Genomic DNA, 17503 nt, shown 5'->3' on the forward strand with positions numbered 1-17503 from the left:
TTATTTCAGCGGGTAATATCAGCAACATCTTTAACTGACGAAGGATGTTTACTGATGAGACAACGATGGTTCATTGAGAAGAAAAAACACCATGTCGCCAGCTGGCGGGCCAGCGGTCTTACCCGTCAGCAGTATTGCGAACTTAACGACATACCCTTTACTTCATTCCGTGAATGGCCGCAGGATGTCGCAAAGGCAGAGCGACGCGCCAGCGAGCCCGCTGTGCTGCCCGTAAATATCACGGAAGCTACGCCGCCTGCTGAACCTTTTTCACCCGTGGTAAATGAGCCCGTAACCCTCTTTCTCCCCGGCGGGATACGCATGTGCTGCCATCCTTCGCAACTCACCGATGTCTTCAGGGCTCTCAAATATGCTGACGCCTGAAAATGTCTTTCTCGCCGTCAAACCCGTTGATATGCGGCGGGGGATCGACACGCTGACGCAGTATGTCCAGAATGAGCTCAACGCGTCGTGGCACGAAGGAGCCGCCTTCGTCTTCACCAATAAATCCCGCTCGCGTATCAAAGTGTTGCGCTGGGATAAACACGGCGTCTGGTTATGCGTTCGCCGTCTGCACAAGGGGAACTTCCGCTGGTCCCGGGCGAGTGATGTTGCCTGGTCCCTCACTACCGATGAGTTCAGCTGGCTCGTCAGCGGCGTTGACTGGCAGCAGGTCAAAGGTCACGATCTCACAAAATGGGTCTTCCGGGATGCAACTGAATCTGCACCAAAAGCCAGTATAACCTTATGAACAATAATGACTATCTGTGCCGGATGCGGTATAATTACCCGCATGGATATCTCTGTTCTCTCCACCACCAACGACATCGAGCAACTTCGCACACTGGCACTTGCCATGGTGCAAAATGTCGTGTCTGAGAACGCTGAAAAAGAAGAAAAGCTTCGCCAGCAGAATATCTCTCTTCAGCAACACATCCTTCTGCTGGAAGAAGCGCTGAAACTGGCACGCCAGCAACGGTTCGGTAAAAAGGGCGAAACACTGGCCGGTATGCAACGCTCCCTGTTCGAAGAGGATATGGATGCGGATATCGCTGCGGTTGAAGCGCAACTGGACACGCTGCTTCCTGCTGAAGAAAAATCAGCTCCGGAACGTCCGGCACGAAAACCGCTACCGGCCCATCTCCCGCGTGTCACAAAAACTATCGAACCGGCCTCAACCGAAAGCTGTCCTGACTGCCAGGGCGCACTGCGTCACATCCGCGATGAGGTGAGCGAAAAACTGGAGTATATCCCGGCTCGCGTCGTGGTTAACCGGTACGTTCGCCCGCAGTATGGATGTACCTGCTGCCAGCGGGTGGTCAGCGGTGATATGCCTGCACACATTATCCCGAAAGGTGCGGCAGAGCCGTCACTCATCGCCCAGATGGTGATCAGCAAGCACTGCGACCATATGCCCCTGTACCGCCAGCAGTCGGTGCTGGCCCGCTCAGATATCCATCTGCCCGTCAGCACGATGGCTGATATGGTAGGGCGTGCGGGGGCAGCACTTACACCACTGGCGGAATTGTTCATCGCTGATCTGCCATTTGCCGCCCGTCATATTTTCTCCTTCAGAAATTATTAGTTACGACATCTGACAATCCCTTCTGGGATTGATTCTTATTATCTGAATTCGTATGTATTGATCATGTAATTAATCTATATACACATGGTCTCCCTCTTTATTTAATTTCCGAAACATTGCTTTGTTAGCTTGCTGTATCTTTCATGGAAGTCACGATTGAGAGGGATATGCGGGTTTTCTCCGCCCAAAAAATGAGTAATCACCCCCTGGTGATTTGCAATGTAATTAACAAAGCTTTCTTTATTGTTGAATTCTGTTTTTGTGAATGATATTTCTGGAACTGCATTTTCCCAACCCGCATCAAACTTACCTTTTACTTTAAGGCTGAAACTTTTTTCATTAACTACAATTTCTATCCTTTTCTCTTTATTAGATTTTAATCCTTCCATTTCCTGATTGATAGAAAAATATATTTTTTGTGATTTTTTATCGCACGCAAATGCACCATATCGGATATCGGATTTTTCCTTCCCATAATATAAAGTCTGATTTTTAGAATACCATCCAAGGGGTGAATCACTTGAGCTTGCCAAAGATGTGCTGGAAAAAACAATAGAAACACTAAAACATAACAATGAAATATATCTCATTCTGCTGCCTGCCTTTACCTCGATAATTTTTGGAAAATATCACAAAAGCAAGGTGCTAACAAGCCGCTGATCTAAATAGCTGCGTCTAATACCGCTCCACTTTTCCTGCCCATGTTTTCCTCCGGGGAGCGGGCTGACGGTTTCCATAAAATGGTGAACCTTTCTCAACAACTGCCACATTGTCCGGCACTGATGGTTCCGGGTTATCGTATCGTGCAGGGCCTGCCAGAGTCGCTCAACATGGTTCACCCACGGCGAGTAAACCGGCTGGTAAATCACTCTGAACTTCGGGTTTTCCTTCAGCCAGCGCTGTGTTTCACGGCTTTTATGAATGATGTAGTTATCCACGATAAGCGTGATGGTTTTGCCCGGTGATACGTGGCTTTAAGGTGTTTCAGCAGGCTGATAAACAGTACCGAACTTTTGCTGCTTCTCCCCACGTAACTGACTTTTCCTGTGTCGCTGTGCAACGCCCCGGTCAGATAATATTTTCCATTCTGCCCCGGTGTGACCACACGTTTCTGATGCCCGCGCAACTGCCAGTCCGCTCCGATTTGGGGATTGAGGTGGATATCCACTTCATCCTCATAAAAGACCGGGTGATCTGTGCTGCATTCGTCCAGCGCTTTATGGATGGCGGCCATCTTTTCATCTTTATGCGGATCATGCATACACAGCGTCGGAGCCGCCCTGCGCCATACTATCCCAGCGATGGGCAACCAGCGATGAAGAGTTCCCACATGAAGCGGGGATCCTGTTATCTCATTGATTTTTTTATCGCCAGACGTTCTGTTCTCCAGCGCGAACGCTGATAACCAAAATCACCGGGAGAATACTTTATCTGTTCACGTAACAGGATGCAGATATGCTCAATTCCAAGTATAGTGTATTTGTAAGAAGTGGCATCAGAAAATGATTATGTCTCCTACATTGTCCTTGAATCTGTTCAGAAGTGGTGTTTGATACTTTCCCTTTAGATTGTATAAGTTGATCTCCGAAATACGGAGGGAAAGACAGCAGCAGTGTGGTCAGTTCTCTTTTTTTATTTTTATAAGCACAGTGGTTTGAAAATAATAGCCAATAAAACACATAAAAAAATCTATCATTCATTGTTTATTGCTGCCATTGTTAGATACAATACGTTATAAATCCATTAGCAATGACATGGATGAATTCAAAATTAATATAAATCACTTAACCAATACTAAAGTTATAATCTGTACTATATATTTCAGGATGTGATATTGGAATGGAAAATAGCCATTTAAAGAGTTATTAGGTTAATATGATATCACACTGAAATCAAACTAAATAAAAAAAGTGAGCAGACTATATACTGGGCAATTACATTTCAAGGGTATCCTATGAAATTTCCATTACGCCGTATAATCTGGATTGTTGCAGTTTTGATGGGGTGTTATTCAATTTTTTTTGTTGACCAAACAAAACTACCAACAATGCATACAGGGAATTTGTTGTTATTTGTAGGTTTGATTTTCTCTTTAATAGATGTGGTAAAAACAATAACACGTTGGTAAGCCCATATTAATGGGGGGGGGAAGTTAATTTATGATTTTTCCTTAATAACAAGATGTGTTTAATTACAAGTTCCATATAAAACGGGCAATACATGACAGAGATACATAAAAATATTTGTTTAGTGTCATGCATGTAAATATTCCCCAAAAATAACAAAATCACTTTTAGTGATAAAGTTGTTCCCGTTCCGTGAGTAGTCTTATTTTGATGAACATATTAAGGAATAGAAAAATTATACAGAAAATTCAGCTATAGTAGCGTGAGCATCATGATGACACCGAAAATCATCACCAATGCAGCCCACAAGATATTCCTTCTCCGCTCGCGCCTTCTTCCTCTTTCAAAAGGAGACGATATATGACAGTGATAGCAATATCCCGCATAGGGGTTCGTCAGTTTTCCGCAGTACGGGCAGCATTTCAGGATAGTCGGTAACATCTTCAGTCCTCCTATTGTGCCAGTGTCAATAATTTCAGCAGGCAACCCCGGTTTACCACTATGCTGTCTGGCACCCAGACAACTCGCTGAGCAGGAATATTAAGATCGATTTCTATTGCCAGCTCTTCACGGTTAAAACCACCCACACATTGAAGGTCTTGAAGTTTATACCACGGATTAGCGTATCGAACATAAAATCAATGGGCTATCTCTGATTAAGCACCTCAGGTGTTACCAGGTTACTAAATTGCTTGCTCTTCAAAGAAAATTCAGTTTCAGCAGGAATTAAATCATGGCAACCCGTTATGCTTCCAATTACTCTCATAGCAAATTGCATCTTCAGGCGTCTAACATGCGAGGCTTTAGAGAAAGCCAATTTCATGTGAGATATAATATAACGTCATATAGAAAAAGCCCGTATGAACGGGCAAAAAAAAATGTGAAACAAATAATGATGTAATCCAACCTTTTCATTATAATGGAAACTTATTATTATAATGGTGTATTTTTATATGTTTTTTTTACTTAATTTACACACAGAAGTCATTTGGCTAAATAGCTGCGCGGAATAGTAATTCCAATAAAACCATTTTGGTCACTGTAATGATACAAAAGCATTTATATACCTTATGGATGACGGTTAGATTTTTAAACGATCTCTGGCCTTGCGAAGACGCGCTTCACCGCGGCGGTCGTACTGTTGAGTGGTGGTGACACTGGCGTGGCCCATGGCATCCTTAACGGTAATCAGGTCTTCGCCGTTATCCAGCATGGCCGTGGCAAAGGTTCTCCTCAAATCGTGCGGGGCGCATTTAGCAATGCCTGCCTGATGCTGGCGGACCTGCAGGACATGGTACACCGCCTGGTCGGTCAGCCGTTCGTTGGTCAGGGTGTCAAAGCGGCGGATACGGGTGAACAGCGGCCCGTCTTTTTCCCCCCGGACGTCATCGATCCACGTTCTGAGCCGCTGCCAGGTGCCGGCCGGCATGTAGGCCAGCCTTTCCTTGTTTCCCTTACCCAGTACCCGGAGTGCCCGTTCATCTGTGACAACGTCACTCAAATCCAGCCCCACGACCTCCGAACGGCGCAGGCCGCAGCCGAGAATGACGGCAAGTATCGCCGCATCGCGGATACCGATACTGGAATCATCGGCCTCGCAGGCAGAAAACAGAGAACGGATCTCCTCCGGTGGCAGGGCCCTGCCGCGCGGAAGACGGCTACCGCGCAGGTTACGCACCGCCCGGATGTGCTGGAAACTCTCGACGTCCATCAGTCGGAGCATCCAGGCTTCCTTTGCCACCCCTTTCAGTGCAGAAAGGTAGGTATTGACGGTGGCGGTGGCCCGGCCGGTGTCGCGCAGCAGTTCGGTCACGGCCATCACGTGATAGCGCCGCAGGCTGCCCCAGCAGCAGGACTCGAGAGACGGGGTTCCGAGCATGCCGGCAACGATGTTCAGGAACGAGGCCATGGTCTGCCGGCTGCGGGGGGAATTAAGGGAAAGCAGGTATGCCCGCGCCGGGCTGACCGGAGCATTTTCACCGGCCAGCGCCGGCAAAAACGCCTCACCAGGTGGAATGACCGCTGCGGACAGACTCAGATCCGGTTCGTCATCGGGCATCAGGGTCATTTCGGCTCCGTCCGGGCCGGAAAACCTCCGGCGCGCTGCGTGAAAAATCGGGGAAAAGTTATACACCAAAGCGTACAGCAGAGAGTCTACTTTTTCAAACGTATATTTTAATAAATAGAATCGTAATATAAAAACTACATAACTGAAATGGGTCAAATGTGATGTGGTTTTAAATTACGCAGTGAAACAACGAAGCATTTATAAAGTAACTGAATCGTTATGCTGAAGGTATAGCTCTGCGTGTTTTCTAATAAGAACCGCTGGGTTCACCGACCTCTTGATTTGCAGCAGGGGCAAATCCTTTCTTTTCGGGACCGCTTTAACGGATATCGTCATACTCAGGCTCGTCTCTGAGCTATCTGAGCTAATCGGGACCTTTTATCTTGACCTCCGGCCCGTATATCCAGCCAGGTATGGGCTGAATAACAACCTGTTTGACTGCTTCAATTTTAAACTCTTCGGGATAACGCTTACCGTTCATGGGCACCTCTCTTAAAGCCATCTTAAATGACTCTGAGGTGTCTGTTAAACCTGTGGCTATTCAGAGCACAAAGTTCATCAGAGATGATGCTCTTTGCAACAATATCAAAATATTTTCCAATCACCCAAAGATGCAAAAATAAACATAACTATAGGTAAATTAAAACAATATAGGAAGATGCTGGCTTATATTGTAACTTTTGAGATAAATATTTCTTTAAAATCAACCACTTCACTCTAAGGCTGAAAAGGTTGCAATTTCAAAATTGTGAACTTTACATCTACCCGCCAAATCTTATATGGCTCCTGCTTACTTGCATTAAACACTTGATGCCTGATATATTATTTGAAATATTAAGCATGGCCGAACATTAACATTTTTTCATAGAAGGGTGAAGATAATGTGGTTTTTAATTCTATTTTTGGCAACAATTATGTTTGTTGCAATTTTATGCGTATGGTTTTATCTTAAAGAACGCCATTCTATGGATGTAGTTAAATATATCGACTACTCTTATCGGGATACTGATGACAAGTGACTTAGTGCCGCTTGAGAATCACATGAACCCACTCTAAGGACGGAATTTTCCAGTTTGGTATTATCCAGTGAGTAATAAACTGGTTATAAAAATGTTGTATTAGCTATCGTGAGCCAATAGATAGAATAAGTATTTAATAACGTCATTGAGTGCGATCATGGAAAGCTAAAATTGGTATACCACGCGGGAATTCAAATTTATAAATACAGCATGCGCAACAATCAAAGGGATTAGTGCGTAAAATCAGGACACACCTTCTTATTATGGTTATCTTCTGCGTAAATGCAGATCTTTTTAAATTTACGAACATCTCCTAAATGTGAAATACTATTTCATCTATAAGTTTGCAATTGTGCCATATAAATCGATGTAATATATTCAAAATCCATTTTTATGAAGCTGCTCTTTAGCACATCACTTAACTATGAAAAGAGTTTATTATGATTTCTATAAACCTAACAACAACATCTTCACGGCTTGGGCTTTGTAGTGCAACGGTATGGTCATTGATCAATCAAAAAAAGAAGCCAGATAAAATTGTATTATGGATATCTAAAGAGGCATATCTATCAGATGATGGAATAAAAGATATTCCTGAATGGGTATACAACTTTAATAAAATAGCAAATATTATTGATGTTAAGTTTGTTGAAAATACAGGACCTTACAGGAAGATAATAAACGCATTAATAGAGGCGGCCCCGTCTGATGTACTTGTTTACGCTGATGATGATGTTATTTATGGAGAGTTATGGTTAGATACATTACTGAATGCATTTTATTCTAATGAAGAAAGGATAGCAATCGCTTCGAGAATTAGAGTAACAAAGAGAAATATCATAGGAACACTGCAGTCTTATAGTCAATATGATATTTGTCTAGAAAAGAAAATCTTAAACCATGGTTATATTATTACTGGCGTCGGCGGGTGTGTTCTAACTAAAAAGATGATAAAAGAATCTCTTTTAACAAATAAGGGATATATATCCTTAGCCCCAACGACAGATGACATCTGGATAAGTAAAATATTAGAATTATCAAATGCAAAAGTTGAGGCTTGTCCGGATGCACTAAATTATGTACAGGAGATAATGCACAGGAATAATCCCCTCAGCGTGCAAAACACATTCCAATTCAGGAGAAATAATATCATATTTAAATTAGGCAATATGCTCTACCAAAAAATCCTTTCATATTTTGGCATGCAAAAGACAAACAATGATTTATCAATACAAAAAGTTCATTCTTATTTCAGAGATATTAATTTTTAACAAGGTGATAAATGAATTTTTTAAATAATGTGCGATGGGTTTCAATATCTCAATGTGTTAAGGTTATTTGTCAATTACTTGGCTTGATTGTCTTTGCAAGATATCTCACACCACAGGAGATAGGGTTAATGTCAATCACATTAGTTGTGGTTAATTTTGTTAATATTCTTAGAGATATGGGATCTTCAGCAGCCATAATTCAAAAAGAAGAAATAGATGAGACATTCAAAAGTTCTGTCTTCATAATGAATGTGGTTGTTGGGTTTGCATTGGCTATTTTATTTTATGCTTCGGCTCATTTTATATCTATTTTCTTTGAGCAGGAAAAACTTGAGTACACCATAAAATTAATTACACTATCTTTTATATTTAATAGTGTCACATCCGTACACTTAGCACTTCTTGAAAGAGGATCAATGTTTAAAAAAATAGCTTTTATAGAATCTCTCTCATCAATATCTTCACTTATAATTGGTGTTTATTTTGCGGTTAATAGTTATGGTGTTTATAGCTTGGTATATCAAGCAATTAGTTTTTCTATTTTTACCTCAATCTCATTTTATATCTTATCGGGATGGAAGCCTTCTTTTACATTTAATACAGATAACATTAAGTCGACATTCAGATTTAGTTCAAATTTGGTTTTTTTTAATTTCATTAACTATTTCTCTAGAAATAGTGACCAACTGATTATTGGGAAGTTCTTCCCCACATCGATATTAGGTGAGTACTCATTAGCATATAGATTGATGTTATTCCCAGTGCAAAATATAACATCTGTCTTAACTAGGTCTCTCTATCCCATTTTAAGTAGATTGCAATCATCACCAAATGATTCTTTCAGGATCTATCTAAAAACCATTAAGGCTATTTCATTAATAGTTCCGGCAATGATGCTGGGTTTATCAGCAGTAAGCAATGAGTTTGTAATTATTTTTTTTGGTAACCAGTGGAGTATTTTACCAAAATTATTAACTTGGTTATCAATTGTTGGTATTTTACAAGCGATGGTAAGTTCTACGGGCGCTGTTTTCATGTCAAGAGGAAGGACCGATTTGTTATTTTATATTTCAATCTTTAATGCAACGCTCCAGGTAGGTTCTTTTGTAGTTGGGGTGTTCTATGATATAGAGACATTAGCACGGTTATATTTGCTGGCAAACATAATCATGTTTATTCCAAACATGATTATGGCTATTAAAATATTAAATGGTGGTATGATTGAATTAATGGTTAGTATATACAAACCGTATCTGTGTTCTATCGCAATGTTTTTTATTATAATAGCTAGCGGGTGGGTTTTAAGCTTATTTAACCTATCGCTGTTGTGTCTTTTTATTTCTAAGGTGTCGGTTGGGTTTACAGTATATATTATTTTGTTAATCATAACAGAACCCTTTTTATTGCAAAAAATTCGCATTAATTACTTATCATAGATTATTTATTGTAACCTAAAATAACTGTTTCTTATCAGGAGCGGATGTTCAGTCGAAAGAAAACTCACAGTGCGCAGATGATACCGCTCTCCACGCCCTTTTTACCGACCCAGCGGTGCCCGGTCCGGGTAGCAGGGCATAAAAAAGGTCAGGGTGGGTTCCGTCTATTCACCGGAGATCTCTGTGCCTATGTGCTCCGGGTGGCCCTGTGGAGCAACCAGATCTCGTACCCTTTTGGTTCAGGTCTTTCAGCATCTTTGCCCTGTTGCCGATAACGGCGTTTATTAACAGTTCACATGTGTTAACCCTTCTTACCAGCCTGGCAATCCAGCCGCATGATGGTAAGCGATCAGTCTGTGCCGTCTGGACTGATATCTGACGTATTCGACAAAATATCCACCACTAAAAATAGTGGGTGCCAAAAATGTCAGATTTACAGAAGCGAGCTACACCCGGCAGACCTAAGGGCTGCACTAATTATCCGCCAGTGTTTGAACAACGTCTGATCGAGGCATCATTTGAGCCTGGTGTTTCAATCTCCAGGCTGACGCTGGACAACGGCATTAATGCCAACCTGTTGTTTAAATGGCGCCAGCAATGGCGACAAGGGAAAGTAAAACTACCATCTGAATATGAACCCAGGCCCCCGTTGTTAATCCCCGTGACGCTTGTGAACCGCCCCGGTTTTGTGGGAGAGAGTTTAGTCCGGGAACTCAGGCTGCCAGAGCCTTTTCTCCGATGGAAGCATAATACGCTTTTTCTGCTTCAGCAGGTGGTATGTGGCCGAGTCGCCCAAGCAGCCGACGATTGTTGTACCACTCCACCCATGTCAGCGTCGCCAGCTCAACCTCTGTACGGTTTTTCCAGCTCTGTCGGTGTATCACCTCCGCTTTGTACAGGCCATTGATGCTCTCCGCCATTGCATTGTCGTAGGAGTCCCCCGTGCTGCCCGTTGAGGCCAGCAGTTCCGCCTCCTGTAGCCGCTGCGTGTACGCCAGCGACACATATTGCGATCCCTTATCGCTGTGATGGATTGTGCCTGACGGACGACGGGCCCACAGCGCCTGCTCCAGCGCATCCAGCACGAATGTCGTCTCCATCGAGGATGACACCTGCCAGCCCACGATGACGCCGGCGAACACATCGATGATGAACGCCACGTACGCGAAGCCCTGCCAGGTGCTGGCATACGTAAAATCTGCCACCCAAAGCTGGTTGGGACGGGCAGCGACGAACTGGCGATTGACCCTGTCATGAGCGGCCTGCGTTTTACGACCGACTGTCGTGCGCACTTTTTTACCACGGAGCACACCGGCCAGCCCCATAGCCTTCATCAGCCGCGCGATGGTGCATCTGGCCACGCTGAAGCCTTCCCGCTGCAACTGACGCCAGACCTTGCGAACACCATAGACGCTGTAGTTTTCGTCGTACACGCGCTGTATCTCCACTTTCAGCTGGTCGTCACGTTGCTGCCGCAGGCTACGCTTCTCCGGATGCTGACGCTGCTCCTGGTGCCGGTAATATGTCGACGGGGCGATATCCAGCTCATGGCATACCGGTCCGACCCCGTGGCTCCTGCTGAGGGTATCCAGCAGCGGTATTATTTTTCCACAGACGGTCGAACTCCGCCTTCGCAAAATAAGCGGAAGCCTGCCGCAGGATATCGTTGCTGCGCCGCAGTTCCCGGACTTCCCGCTCCAGCTCCTTGAGACGTTCGCGCTCAGAGGTGGAAAGTCCACCGTCACCTCCGCCTGCATCCCGCTCATGCTGACGAAGCCAGGTGCGCAGGGTGTCGGTGCTGCAGCCTATTTTAGGGGCAAGAGAATGGATAGCCGCGTGTTCAGAACGGTACTCATCACGCTGGTCCAGCAACATTCTGACTGCCCGTTCACGAAATTCCGGGGAGTAACGGTTTGCTGATTTTGATGCCATGTCGGATCTCCTTTTTCACTGAGAGTTTAGTCTCCCGGAAACCCGGTGCGGTTCAGTTAAGTGATATACCGGCGGATGCGGTGATCGTCAACTTAAGCGAAAAAAGCTGTCCGGAGGTGGCAGGCCGGTCAGGACCACAGGAATAATGTCAAACGCTTGCTGAATTTTTTGATACCAGTCACAGCTTCAATATTCCACAATCACTGATACAAAATAATATCATAATTCGCCTATATTAAACTCCGTTAACACCTTTACCACACTAAATTAATGGGTATTTTTACACGGAATGATGATGACCAGTATATCCGCACAGCTTGCTGCAGAACGTATCATTGACAATATTGAGAGCGCTGACTGTTTTCACAGGGTTGTCGCCGGCGAAAAGCAGACCATACCATTTCGTCAGAAAGAGACGCAGTACGTGTACTGTCTGTGCGCGGGTGAAGCAGAGGTCCGCAGGCTGTCAGACGATACCGTCGTGGCTTACGTCAAAGCCCCCGCCGTCACCGGACTGACCCTCCGGGAGAAGGATACGATCTTTCATTATCTCAGAACCACCAGACCGGCCGAGCTGATGGCAATAAGGCAGGAACGCGCGCTGCGCCTTATCGAAGAGCAATCACTCTGGCAGGAGGCCTTCACACTTTGTGTGGATGTGGTAAATAAATGCTACATTCGCGATGAAGCATTCGCATCGCGAAACGTCTACGGGATTGTCAGACAGCACCTTGAAATGCTGTGGGAAATGGATGAAGAGCAGCGCAGCAGGTTTTCAGCCTTTGAGTTCATTCTTAGCCGGACGACCGTCTCACGCAGTTCACTGAACAAAATTCTGAAGGAGCTCAGCACCGGCGGATATATTACAATGCGCAGGGGAAGGCTGATGGATAAAAAGTCACTTCCGGCGAATTACTGATGATCCGGCAATCCCGGGGTTTCTGTTGCATTAAGGGGGGCTGACAAAATCCCCCTTATTTTCTCAAGTAACCAGTCATGTCTCTGATCCGAAAAGCCTTCAAACGACTCCATTTTTCTGTCGATGTCATCGCCCGGTGCGTTCGCTGGTACCTTGCTTATGCTTTGAGCCTGCGTGATCTCGAAGGTAAGCGTCACAATTAGACCGTCTGTGCAGCAGGCTCAGGTTCCGGGAAAATAGTGTCCATCATTTTTGTAGTGCGCCCCAAAAGTTAGACACCAGATCAAAAACTGAGGGCGCATGGCAAAATTTTCATTGGAATTCAAAAAGGAAGTGTCAGAGAAGTATCTGGAAGATGAGTTGAGTCTGAAATCTGTAGCCAGGATGTACGACATAAGCCCTTGCACGGTAAGAAAATGGGCTTATGCCTACCGGGAGCATGGGATCGGTGTGCTTACGGGTAAAAAGGGACGCTACTCTGCTGATTTCAAACTTATGGTAGTAAAAGAAGTTGTGGATGATGGCTTCTCTGTTCGTGAAACTGCGGTAAAACATGGGATACCAGCCTTTGGTACTGTATGTACCTGGCTTGAAAAATATAGAAAACATGGCGAGGATGCTTTCACCCGAAAAAATCAAAAGATCATCCCAGTGCCAGATAAAAGCATCACGCCAGTCCCACCACAGCCAGCATTAACCGATGTTGAGCGAGAGGAACTTGAACAACTCAGGGTCGAGAATGCCTACTTAAAAAAGCTGAAGGCCTTGGTTCAGCAGAAAACATGCTCAGCGCCCAGGAAAAAGTGAGCATTGTAAGTGAACTAAGGCAGGAATGGCCATTGTCCCGATTGTTAATCGTTGCTGGGCTGCCCCGGAGTACATTTTACTATCATGTAAAACGTCTTGCGGCTCCGGACCGATACCAGTCTGCCAGAGCGCTTGTGCTGAAAATTTATCACCAGCACAAAGGTCGCTATGGTTACAGACGCATCAGGCTGGCATGTCGTAACGAGGGGGTTTTACTTAATGGCAAAACCGTTAGAAAACTCATGAAGGAACTGGGTATTAGCAGCCTGATTCGCGTCAAAAAGTACCGTTCATATAAAGGAGAACAAGGACGAATTTGCGATAATCTCCTGAAACGCCAGTTTGACGCAGAACGCCCCAACGAGAAGTGGGTCACAGATGTCACTGAGTTTAAAGTGAATGGCAAAAAGCTGTATTTGTCGCCCATCATGGATCTTTATAATGGCGAAATCATTGCTTATAACCTCGCTAACCGCCCTCTACCTTCAATGGTGCAGACTATGCTCACGGATGCGCTGAAACAGTTGCCGAAAGACGAACACCCAATATTGCACAGCGATCAAGGCTGGCAATATCAGATGTCACGCTGGCAACGATGGTTAAAAGATAGTGGCATCGCCCAGAGTATGTCTCGTCGGGGAAATTGCCTTGATAATGCAGTGATAGAGAGTTTTTTTGGAACATTGAAATCAGAATGTTATTACCTCAATGAATATAAAAATGTGGATGACTTAAAGCGAGACATTATCGATTACATTGATTATTATAACCAATTGAGGATAAAGGAAAAACTTGGCGGTCTTAGTCCGGTACAATATCGATTGAGTCAGGCTGCATAAGTTGTCCAAGATCTGGGGCGCAGATCATTTTAAATGGACACTATCGCTTGAAACACCGGACATGGCTTCTTGAGGTACTTCGCCTCCACTTTGAAGAAAAACTGCCGCGCATTGAGGCCGGACGCCGGTTAGGCATCCCCAAAACCACGGCCTGCGATCTCTTTGTTCGCTTCAGGAAAGCCGGTCTCTCCTGGCCTTTGCCGCCACGGATCAACGCAAAAAACCTGGATAAACGCCTTTACCGGCAGAACTCCCGAAAATCGTCCATTCTTCCCGTAGTCCCTGCGCTCTGCGAAATCCCTGTCGCCCGCAAACGACCACGACGTCCCAACTTCCCCCGCGACTTCAAAATCGCACTGGTGGCGCAGTCGATGCAGCCCGGCGTCAGCGTGGCACAGCTGGCCCGTGAAAATAACATTAACGACAATCTCCTGTTCAACTGGCGACGTCGTTATCAGCAGGAGCTGTCAGGGACTCCGGCCAGCACGCCAGCACTGCTCCCCGTGACGCTGACCGCTACCGAAAGGCAGGTCAGCCCGCTGACACCCTCTGCGGAAGAGTCTCCCTGCTGCGAACTGGTTCTGCCCGCCGGTACGCTGCGTATTAGTGGAAAGCTGACGCCAGAGCTGCTGCAGATGCTTATCCGGGAAATGCAGGGAGGATGCCGGTGATATCACTCCCTGCGGGCTCCCGCATCTGGCTGGTCGCCGGCGTGACGGACATGCGCAACGGCTTCAATGGCCTTGCTTCCAGAGTGCAGAACACGTTACGGGATGACCCCTTCAGCGGGCATCTGTTCATCTTCCGGGGGCGTCGCGGCGACATGATAAAGGTGCTGTGGGCGGACCGGGACGGCCTGTGCCTGTTCACCAAACGCCTGGAACGGGGGCGCTTCGTCTGGCCGGTGACCCGCGACGGCAAAATCCACCTGACGCCGGCGCAGCTGTCCATGCTGCTGGAAGGCATTAACTGGAAGCATCCGCAGCGAACGGAACGCCCTGGAATACGCCTGTAACCTGCTGTAAAGTTGGGTTATGGAGACCTCATACCCTGATGAAAACGCCCGGCTCAGGGCGCTGCTGCAGGAGCAGCAGACCACCATCCGCAAAATGGCGGAGTATAACCGCCTGCTCTCACAGCGGGTGGCGGCGTACGCCAGCGAAATTAACCGGCTGAAGGCGCTGGTCGCTAAGCTGCAGCGGATGCAGTTCGGCAAAAGCTCCGAAAAGCTGCGTGAGAAAACGCAGCGCCAGGTGCGCGAGGCAGAGGAGCGCATCAGCGCCCTGCAGGAGGAGATGGCGGAGGTGCTGGGAGAGCAGCATGACCCGGTACTGCCCCAGCCGCTGCGCCAGTCTTCCTCTCGCAAACCGCTGCCGGCATCGCTTCCCCGGGAAACCCGCACGCTGTCGCCGGCAGAAACCGCCTGTCCGGAATGCGGTGGCGAGCTCACTGCGCTGGGCTGCGACGTATCGGAGCAGCTCGAGCTTATCAGCAGCGCCTTTAAGGTTATCGAAACGCAGCGGCCGAAGCTGGCCTGCTGCAGCTGCGACCACATCGTTCAGACACCCATGCCTTCAAAACCCATTGAGCGCAGCTATGCGGGGCCCGGCCTGCTGGCGCGCATCGTCACGGCGAAGTTCGCCGAACATGTGCCTCACTATCGTCAGTCAGAGATATACCGTCGTCAGGGTGTTGAACTGAGTCGTGCCACGCTGGGGCGCTGGTCCGGCGCGGTCAGCGAACTGATAGAGCCGCTGTACGACCTGCTTCGCCAGTACGTGCTGATGCCGGGTAAGGTGCATACCGACGATATCCCTGTGCCGGTGCAGGAGCCGGGCAGCGGCAAAACCCGCACGGCCCGGCTGTGGGTCTGCGTCCGGGATGACCGTAACGCGGGGTCACAACTTCCACCGGCGGTATGGTTCGCGTACTCGCCGGACCGGAAAGGCGTGCATCCACAGCAACATCTTGCCGGGTACAGCGGTATCCTGCAGGCGGACGCGTACGGTGGCTACAACGCGCTGTACGAAGACGGCCGCATCACCGAAGCGGCGTGTATGGCACACGCCCGCCGAAAAATCCACGACGTCCACGTCCGCCTCCCAACAGATATCACAACCGAAGCACTGAGGCGCATCGGCGAACTGTACGCCATCGAGGCGGAGATACGCGGCAGTCCGGCAGAGGAAAGGCTGGCGACCAGAAAAGCCAAAGCCATACCGCGGATGCAGTCGTTGTATGACTGGATACAGGAACAGATGAAGGTGCTGTCGCGCCACTCGGATACGGCGAAGGCGTTCGCCTACCTGCTGAAGCAGTGGGACGCGTTAAACCTGTACTGCAGCAACGGGTGGGCGGAGATCGACAACAACATCGCGGAGAACGCACTACGTGGCGTAGCCCTGGGCAGGAAGAACTGGCTGTTCGCGGGTTCAGACGCGGGCGGTGAACGTGCTGCGATCCTGTACTCGCTGATCGGCACCTGCCGGCTGAATGGTGTGGAGCCGGAGGCGTGGCTGCGCTATGTCCTGGGACATATCCAGGACTGGCCGGTAAACCGGCTGCGCGACCTGCTGCCGTGGAAAACCGATCTCACATCTGCATAAGCGTCAATACGGTCTGGATGTGACGCTTACTCTCGAAGATAGTTCGATACGTTTTCTGCAGCCAAAGAGCTACTGGCCAGTGGATTGCAGCCCAAGGACGTGGGCAAGAATCTCAGCATGTCCATTCCTACGCTATATCGCTGGACTCCTGCCTCTGCACACGTTTCTCGTACTTTATTTTCCGTTTTCTTAGGCGACTCCTGCTGGAACTTAATTTAAGTTTCTGCTTTTATTTGGGGGCTCTATGAATTTCAGGATTTTTTCTATATGCGGCTTTATGATATCATCGACCTTACTAAGGTCACAATTTTCATGGCCAGTTGGTATATAAGGGACATTAGTGTACACAGGTTCATGGAATTGCATCTGGCAATACCTTGCAATATAAAAAAATGGAGCCCATAATTTCATGACATCATAATCCATTTTTTTTCTTTCATATTCCTCCATAGATCCACCACCTGTAACAGATATCATAAGTTCTTTCCCTTTTAATTTATCACCTGTAACTCCCGAGCATAAATCAGGAGTGAGAACATACTGCTCCCATTGCTTTAATAATGCCGGAGCTCCATACCAGTACATTGGAAATTGGAATATAATTTTTTCCGCATGCAACAAATCACTTTGTTCTATGGCGGTATTTATTTTAAAGTCAGGGTATAACTCATAAATATTTTTTATTTGTGTGCCCTCAATGTGTTTTAAGCCACTAATGATTTTTTTGTTGTAGATTGATTTATTTATATCAGGGTGCGCCAGGATAATTAAATTTCCCCCCATAACTTATCTCCTTTTAGTTTGATGATGAAGAGTTTAAATTGATTTTATTGCAGCTTGCATAACAGTCTTGTTTATATTAGCATGTAAATACGAAATTTTGGTTTTCTGGTTC

Annotated in this window: 12 protein-coding genes, 7 pseudogenes and 1 other annotated feature; of the genes and pseudogenes, 13 read left to right on the plus strand and 6 right to left on the minus strand. The window is 46.6% G+C overall.

All coding sequences use genetic code 11. The features are described from left to right. The first annotated feature begins 51 nt into the window (after positions 1–51). From tnpA (FOY93_RS23245) to FOY93_RS23255, 3 genes and pseudogenes are all read left to right on the plus strand, one after another. Positions 52–384, plus strand: coding sequence for an IS66 family insertion sequence element accessory protein TnpA (tnpA, locus tag FOY93_RS23245; RefSeq protein WP_143345825.1), 333 nt, complete (start codon positions 52–54; stop codon positions 382–384). Continuing rightward, positions 371–751: an IS66 family insertion sequence element accessory protein TnpB gene (tnpB, locus tag FOY93_RS23250; protein ID WP_143345826.1), complete on the plus strand. Its 381-nt coding sequence runs from the start codon at positions 371–373 to the stop codon at positions 749–751. Before tnpA (FOY93_RS23245) ends, tnpB (FOY93_RS23250) begins: the two co-directional genes overlap by 14 nt. 42 nt (positions 752–793) lie before the next feature. After that, a pseudogene (locus tag FOY93_RS23255) lies at positions 794–1543 on the plus strand (IS66 family transposase); the annotation flags it as partial. A 143-nt stretch (positions 1544–1686) separates the two neighbouring features. Here the strand turns inward: FOY93_RS23255 and FOY93_RS23260 are convergent. The 4 genes and pseudogenes from FOY93_RS23260 to FOY93_RS23270 form a co-directional block, all read right to left on the minus strand. Then, entirely contained in the window at positions 1687–2175 is a 489-nt protein-coding gene (locus tag FOY93_RS23260) for a hypothetical protein (protein ID WP_143345827.1), read from the minus strand. 39 nt (positions 2176–2214) lie between these two features. After that, a pseudogene (locus FOY93_RS23265) lies at positions 2215–3046 on the minus strand (IS630 family transposase); the annotation flags it as partial. A 1135-nt stretch (positions 3047–4181) separates the two neighbouring features. Continuing rightward, positions 4182–4390, minus strand: a pseudogene (locus FOY93_RS24170) (IS3 family transposase); the annotation flags it as partial. A gap of 402 nt (positions 4391–4792) precedes the next feature. Continuing rightward, entirely contained in the window at positions 4793–5779 is a 987-nt protein-coding gene (locus tag FOY93_RS23270) for a tyrosine-type recombinase/integrase (RefSeq protein ID WP_143345828.1), read from the minus strand. A gap of 1154 nt (positions 5780–6933) precedes the next feature. Here FOY93_RS23270 and FOY93_RS24175 point away from each other — a divergent pair. The 4 genes and pseudogenes from FOY93_RS24175 to FOY93_RS23875 form a co-directional block, all read left to right on the plus strand. Beyond that, a pseudogene (locus FOY93_RS24175) lies at positions 6934–7030 on the plus strand (IS6 family transposase); the annotation flags it as partial. A gap of 208 nt (positions 7031–7238) precedes the next feature. Continuing rightward, positions 7239–8069 (plus strand): glycosyltransferase, encoded by an 831-nt coding sequence (locus tag FOY93_RS23275; RefSeq protein ID WP_123061072.1) that lies wholly within the window; start codon positions 7239–7241, stop codon positions 8067–8069. 11 nt (positions 8070–8080) lie between these two features. Further along, positions 8081–9505 carry a lipopolysaccharide biosynthesis protein gene (locus FOY93_RS23280; RefSeq protein WP_143345829.1) on the plus strand — a complete coding sequence of 475 codons (1425 nt, stop codon included), beginning with the start codon at positions 8081–8083 and terminating at the stop codon, positions 9503–9505. A gap of 424 nt (positions 9506–9929) precedes the next feature. After that, positions 9930–10124 (plus strand): annotated as a pseudogene (locus tag FOY93_RS23875) (transposase); the annotation flags it as partial. Between the two features lie 94 nt (positions 10125–10218). Here FOY93_RS23875 and FOY93_RS23290 read toward each other — a convergent pair. Continuing rightward, positions 10219–11437, minus strand: a pseudogene (locus FOY93_RS23290) (IS3 family transposase). After that, positions 11035–11150 (minus strand) — a sequence feature (AL1L pseudoknot). (Overlaps the previous pseudogene by 116 nt.) Before the next feature lie 289 nt (positions 11438–11726). On the opposite strand from FOY93_RS23290, the gene FOY93_RS23295 reads away from it, so the two are divergent. The 6 genes and pseudogenes from FOY93_RS23295 (at position 11727) to tnpC (ending at position 16608) form a co-directional block, all read left to right on the plus strand. Beyond that, positions 11727–12356, plus strand: a complete 630-nt coding sequence (locus FOY93_RS23295; protein ID WP_143345774.1) for a helix-turn-helix domain-containing protein — start codon at positions 11727–11729, stop codon at positions 12354–12356. A gap of 77 nt (positions 12357–12433) precedes the next feature. Continuing rightward, a pseudogene (locus FOY93_RS23300) lies at positions 12434–12541 on the plus strand (IS6 family transposase); the annotation flags it as partial. A gap of 115 nt (positions 12542–12656) precedes the next feature. Then, positions 12657–14002 (plus strand): IS3 family transposase gene (locus tag FOY93_RS23880; RefSeq protein WP_442876326.1). Its coding sequence is split into 2 segments (ribosomal slippage): positions 12657–13143 and positions 13143–14002, totalling 1347 coding nucleotides; the frame shifts between segments, so codons are not numbered across the junction. A gap of 47 nt (positions 14003–14049) precedes the next feature. After that, positions 14050–14673 (plus strand): IS66-like element accessory protein TnpA, encoded by a 624-nt coding sequence (gene tnpA, locus FOY93_RS23310; protein ID WP_143345831.1) that lies wholly within the window; start codon positions 14050–14052, stop codon positions 14671–14673. Beyond that, positions 14670–15017 (plus strand): IS66 family insertion sequence element accessory protein TnpB, encoded by a 348-nt coding sequence (gene tnpB, locus FOY93_RS23315; protein ID WP_143345776.1) that lies wholly within the window; start codon positions 14670–14672, stop codon positions 15015–15017. Before tnpA (FOY93_RS23310) ends, tnpB (FOY93_RS23315) begins: the two co-directional genes overlap by 4 nt. Before the next feature lie 19 nt (positions 15018–15036). Continuing rightward, positions 15037–16608 carry an IS66 family transposase gene (tnpC, locus tag FOY93_RS23320; protein ID WP_143345775.1) on the plus strand — a complete coding sequence of 524 codons (1572 nt, stop codon included), beginning with the start codon at positions 15037–15039 and terminating at the stop codon, positions 16606–16608. Between the two features lie 210 nt (positions 16609–16818). On the opposite strand, the gene FOY93_RS23325 is transcribed toward tnpC, so the two are convergent. After that, positions 16819–17391 carry an NAD(P)H-dependent oxidoreductase gene (locus FOY93_RS23325; protein WP_143345832.1) on the minus strand — a complete coding sequence of 191 codons (573 nt, stop codon included), beginning with the start codon at positions 17389–17391 and terminating at the stop codon, positions 16819–16821. Positions 17392–17503: the final 112 nt, after the last annotated feature.

The organism is Enterobacter sp. 18A13, from assembly GCF_007035975.1.
GTDB classification, from domain to species: domain Bacteria; phylum Pseudomonadota; class Gammaproteobacteria; order Enterobacterales; family Enterobacteriaceae; genus Enterobacter; species Enterobacter vonholyi.